Below are 5056 nucleotides of genomic sequence, written 5' to 3' on the forward strand. Positions count from 1 at the left end.
AAGAGGGAAGTTTCTTCGTCCATACCTTTTCCCGTGGCATTTACGATATCCGCACCGGTGATGCGGTCGATGAAGGTGCGGTGTCTTTTGTGTCAGCGCTTGATTTCGCGGCCGATATGATGCGGACCCAGCACCGGGACAATCAGACGCTGGTACTGACAGAAGTTTCGGATATCAGCAGTGATACGTCCGATGCCCAACGCCTCCTCGATGTAGTCAATCTGGCAGTCGAACACGGTACCTGCCTGATCGTCCTGACTAATAAACCCGTCTGGAACACGCTGCAGCGCCATGGCCTCATCGTCAGTCTGGACCTTCCCGGGGAAGAAGAAATGTATGACATCATCAGGCGGTTCATCGACGACTACCGTCAGGAAATGCCCATCGAATGGGGCGAAGAAGAAATGCGCGATGCCGCGGCAACACTGGCTGGTGTTACCCAGATTGAAGCGGAAAATGTCATGGCCGCTCTCGTCGCCAATGGACAGATACGCAATGAAGACATGGCCGAAGTGCGGTCTGCCAAAAACCGCCTTTTTTCCAATATTTCCGGCCTGGAAAAAATCGATGTCGATCCTGATATGAAAAACGTCGGAGGTCTTCAGGGCCTGCGCAACTGGCTCGATGAAAAGAAAGAGCTGCTGCGGCCGGAAAAACGGGAACAGATGCGCCAGCTTCATCTGCAGCCGCCACGGGGAATTCTCCTCGTCGGGGTACCCGGCTGCGGCAAATCTATGTCGGCCAAGTCTATTTCAGCAAATTGGCAGTTACCCTTGTACCGCCTCGATTTCGCTACCGTCCAGGGCAGCTATGTGGGTCAGTCGGAACAGCAGCTGAAAGATGCGCTCACGACGGCGGAAAATGTGTCGCCGTGTATCCTCTGGATCGACGAAATCGAAAAAGGCCTTTCCGGCGCCGGCTCGTCCAATGATGGAGGCGTATCGACCCGCATGGTGGGGCAGTTTTTGTTCTGGCTGCAGGAATGTAAAAAACAGGTCTTTGTCGTAGCTACGGCCAATGATGTTTCCATGCTTCCCAGCGAATTGCTGCGCCGCGGCCGGTTTGATGAACTCTTTTTTGTCGATTTGCCGACAGCGGAAGAGCGCAGGGAAATCCTGGCGCTCTATTTTGATAGATATCTCCATGCCCGGCTGGCTGCTGTTCCGGAATTTGCCGATAAGCTGGTGGAACTGAGTGACGGCTTTACCGGTGCTGATCTGGAATCTACTGTCCGGGAACTGGCCTATCACCGCCTGGCTGATGAAAACGGGAAACTGAGCGATGACGATGTGATTTCGACCTTTGAAAATGTCGTTCCCCTGTCGAAAACCAGTCCGGAGAAAATCGAAGCTATCCGCGATTGGGGCAGAGAACGGGCTGTTCCGGCTTCTGGCCGTCCAATCGGAGAAGAAACACTGCCACAGGCGGACCGTCTCCATGTACGGCGCGTCCTGACACGCCACTAACGTAAGGAGATGATAGGAATGGCACGTTTTATTTTGCGTCCCCGGACGCAGGCCGATACGAAAACCGAAAACCATACGCGGCTTTCGGTGGCACCGCGCCGCCAGCGGGGAAAAATGCAGATGGATACGGGAAAACTGGCTCTCCTGCTGCGCAGGCCACGCTCACGGGAATACTGTGAAGCACTGCGCCGGCTCGATGCCGGAGGCGCTCATCTCAGCTCGGAATTGCTCGATAAATTTATGAAAATCATAGAAGAGGAATTTCCGGAAATCGCCATCCGGGGCACGCTGATTGGCATCGTATCCCGGTGTTACCTGGGTGATCCCTATGAAGTCCATACGCTGGATTTAACGGGGGACATCATCGAACATTACAAGCGGGGCGAATCGCTGCCGGAATATATGGAAAAGGCCAGGGGACTGGCCCTGCACGGTAATTATGCATTTGTCGAAGTCTATGAAAATGCCTGCCGTGCCATAAGCGAAGATGGTTCGGTGGCCGTCATCATGGATGAGGCATAACTCTGATTATTCCGTGGATATTGCATGACAAACCGGCTTTTTTCCGTACATGATATGTATAGAAAAAAGCCGGTTCGTTGTTTTTATCGAGTTTCTTGAGTTTCTCCTGTCACCGAAGCCCATTGTTCATTGATGGCCTGCGCCATGAGCTGTTTGCCCGTACTGTTCAGATGGATGCCATCGATACCCAGTGCAGTCGGTAATTCCTGGTCTTCCGGGATTTTGGCAGACAGATCAATATGGGTCTGCTGGCGTATCCATGCATTGACCTTCTGAAAACGTTCCCGCCAGTCTTCCGCTGTCGGTTCGTCAAAGGCTTTTTTGATATTGGCCGGATTGATGGGTGGCAGGGTGAGGAAAATGGGCTGGATGTCATGGTCGAGGCATTTTTCTTTGATGGCAGCCAGGTCGCTGATGACATCGTCGGCACTGGTCCAGCCGCGAAGACTGTTGCTGCCGGTCATAATAATCAGGTATTTCAGATGAAAGGGAAGGACATCCTTTTCAAAGCGTTCCCGTGTCATCTCACTGGTATCGCCGCTTTCTCCCAGGTTAATGGTATCAAAATCGAGGTAATGCTGATAACTGAATTCCCAGTCTGATGGTGAATAGGACAGGTCTCCGCCGCCGTGGGTAATGCTGTCACCCAGCGTGCCTATAATATACGGTTTATCCGGATTAATCATCATTGGCTGGGGCGGGCAGAATACGCCCAGAGGCTGGTTGTCTTTGGTGTAAGCACGGACGCGCCAGTACAAAGTCTGGGTGGACATACGGGGGCTGTCGTCATACCAGTCGAACCAATGAGATGTGCCGCGGCCCATAACCAGATTGTCCGGTGCATCCTGATCCGGCATTACGTCGGGGGATGTGAGAATTTCTACTTTATAGGATGCGGCCCCGGTCACGGGAACCCAGTTGTATACTGGATAAAGCAGTGTTGCACCATTCCCCGTGTTAAATTTGCTGAGCGGATGAGGGTAGAGCGCAGGCTGCTGCTGCGGGTCTACGTACATCGGTTCTTCCGGTGAATAGGCTGTGATAGGATTGTAGTCGAAATCAAGGGCACGGACGCGCCAGGTTGCCGTCCCTTTTTGCGTATTGGCCGGGAGAACGGCATTATATCCGGGAACGAAAATATGACGTATCGTCTGAGAAGGCATCTGAGGCGGCGTGATTTCTACTTCATAGGATACGGCTCCTTTTACTTTGTCCCAACGCAGGACTGGCCGCAGGGAAGCCGGTTGTTCTTCCGTGTAATGAGACAGAATATGGGGTGGTTCCTGATCATACAATTCCCGGACCTGGTCAAGGGGAATGCCCTGAACCATGGGAAGCTCGGATGCAGCCGCTTTGGCATGGACTGCGGTCCGCGTGGCATGGGATGCATTCACGGGAGTTGCCGGCGTACGGGCCAGTGCCGGGGTACAGGAAAGGGCAATCAGGATAAAGACAGATACTGTGCGGAATACAGACATAATATACCTCTTTTTATATACTAATTTTCTTTCTTTTCTTCCCGCACATAGACGACGCGCTGTGGGAAGGGAATATCGATGCCACCGGCATCAAAGGCGTCTTTGACACGGGACATGGTATCATAGAATACGGGCAGATAATCGGCATTGGCTACTTTAGGATACGCGGCGATACGCACGGAATTGTCAGCAAATTCCTTGATGCCGATTTCCATCGTATCGGCGTTCAGAATCCGCTTGTCTGATTGGAAAATGTCTTTCAGGATAGCGATCGCTTTATGGTGATCATTGTCGTAGCCGATGTCGAACAAGAAAGAAATATACCGTTCATCCTGATAGGAACTATTGATGACCTGATTGGAGGTGATGATAGAATTGGGAATGAATACGGTTTTGTTGTCTTTGGTGATAACGGCCGTATTTAGCATCTGGATTCCTTTGATACTGCCTTCGACGCCGCCGATCGATACCCAGTCACCGGCTTTGAACGGCTTGAAAATCAGGATGAGCAGGCCAGAAGCAAAATTGGACAGATTATTCTGCAAGGCCAGACCAACGGCGAGACCGAAGGCACCAAATGCAGCTAAAAACGAATTGGTCGGGATTCCCGCTTTATTGAGAGCCGAAAGGATGACCAGAGCCATGATGGCATAATAAATCATCTGGCTGACAAAGGTAATGACCGTATGATCGTAATTGGCATGGGTCATCATACGGATGGCTACGTTTTTGAATCCTTTGGCGATATAGCGGCCAATAATAAAGATGATGATGGCATAGATGACATCGGGACCGTGGTTCAATAAAAATTCTTTTAACTGATCCAGAGCGGAGACACTCTGGGTGACCTGGTTCTGCACATCTGCCTTTACGGCAGAGGCTGCAGTCTGGGCCGTATCAGCGGTATTTGCGGCTAAACTCATGATAAACGCTCCTTCCTGTCATGAAGAAATATGGCAGATATCCTTATTGTAGACGTTTTATGCTTCCTTGTACAGATGAGCACGAAAAAGGGACGCCATCAGTAATCCTGAATTGGCGTCCCTTTACTCACAAAAGTGTTTCTTATCTATTCAATGCAGCTTCTGTAATCATTTTGCCATAGGCAGTGTAGTTATATACGACCTGGCTGCTGAAATTTTCATTTGTAGCATTGCCATAGTTGGCAAAAGCAGTACCAGCGACAGCGGCAACGGCAATGATGCAGGCAATAACACAGACTTTTACGCTTTTCATGATGAATTAGCTCCTTTATAAATACAATAACCCTTTGAGTGATTGTATTGTACAATACTTTTTCATGAAAATAAAATATAATATGGCTATAATTTACATAGCTTTTGTGCATGATCTTGCCCGGCTGCAGAGCCGTCTCCCCGTGCGTTTCAACCCAAAAAAGCTGCCTAGGAGCAGCTTTTTTGGGTTGAAACGCACGGATTCTTAGTAGAGGCTGGTGTGATGAGTGCTCTGGGCATATGAATTGGCAAAGCCGTTGGTGACAACGGGCGAGGCCTGATGAACCGCTGCCTTGGCAGCCTGGGTGCTGGCAGTAGCCTGTACATTGCCATTGGCAAAAGCGAATCCAGCGGC

5 protein-coding genes are annotated in these 5056 nt (G+C 50.7%); 2 read left to right on the forward strand and 3 right to left on the reverse strand.

The window, feature by feature from the left end:
* Together DBO31_RS00175 and DBO31_RS00180 are read left to right on the forward strand one after the other, a co-directional pair.
* Window positions 1–1466 (forward strand): AAA family ATPase (locus DBO31_RS00175; protein WP_150824139.1); only part of this gene is annotated, 1466 nt, incomplete at its 5' end.
* An 18-nt stretch (window positions 1467–1484) separates the two neighbouring features.
* Window positions 1485–1988 carry a hypothetical protein gene (locus DBO31_RS00180; protein ID WP_150824140.1) on the forward strand — a complete coding sequence of 168 codons (504 nt, stop codon included), beginning with the start codon at window positions 1485–1487 and terminating at the stop codon, window positions 1986–1988.
* 83 nt (window positions 1989–2071) lie between these two features.
* On the opposite strand, the gene DBO31_RS00185 is transcribed toward DBO31_RS00180, so the two are convergent.
* The 3 genes from DBO31_RS00185 to DBO31_RS09195 form a co-directional block, all read right to left on the reverse strand.
* Window positions 2072–3466 carry a GDSL-type esterase/lipase family protein gene (locus DBO31_RS00185; protein ID WP_150824141.1) on the reverse strand — a complete coding sequence of 465 codons (1395 nt, stop codon included), beginning with the start codon at window positions 3464–3466 and terminating at the stop codon, window positions 2072–2074.
* 20 nt (window positions 3467–3486) lie between these two features.
* Window positions 3487–4389 carry a mechanosensitive ion channel family protein gene (locus DBO31_RS00190; RefSeq protein WP_059075631.1) on the reverse strand — a complete coding sequence of 301 codons (903 nt, stop codon included), beginning with the start codon at window positions 4387–4389 and terminating at the stop codon, window positions 3487–3489.
* Window positions 4390–4531: 142 nt separating this feature from the next.
* The gene (locus DBO31_RS09195; protein WP_154662685.1) at window positions 4532–4702 is read right to left on the reverse strand and encodes a hypothetical protein; all 171 of its coding nucleotides are present in this window, start codon (window positions 4700–4702) and stop codon (window positions 4532–4534) included.
* Window positions 4703–5056 lie beyond the last annotated feature (354 nt).

The sequence above is a fragment of the Megasphaera sp. DJF_B143 genome, assembly GCF_900320625.1.
Classification (GTDB): domain Bacteria; phylum Bacillota; class Negativicutes; order Veillonellales; family Megasphaeraceae; genus Megasphaera; species Megasphaera hexanoica.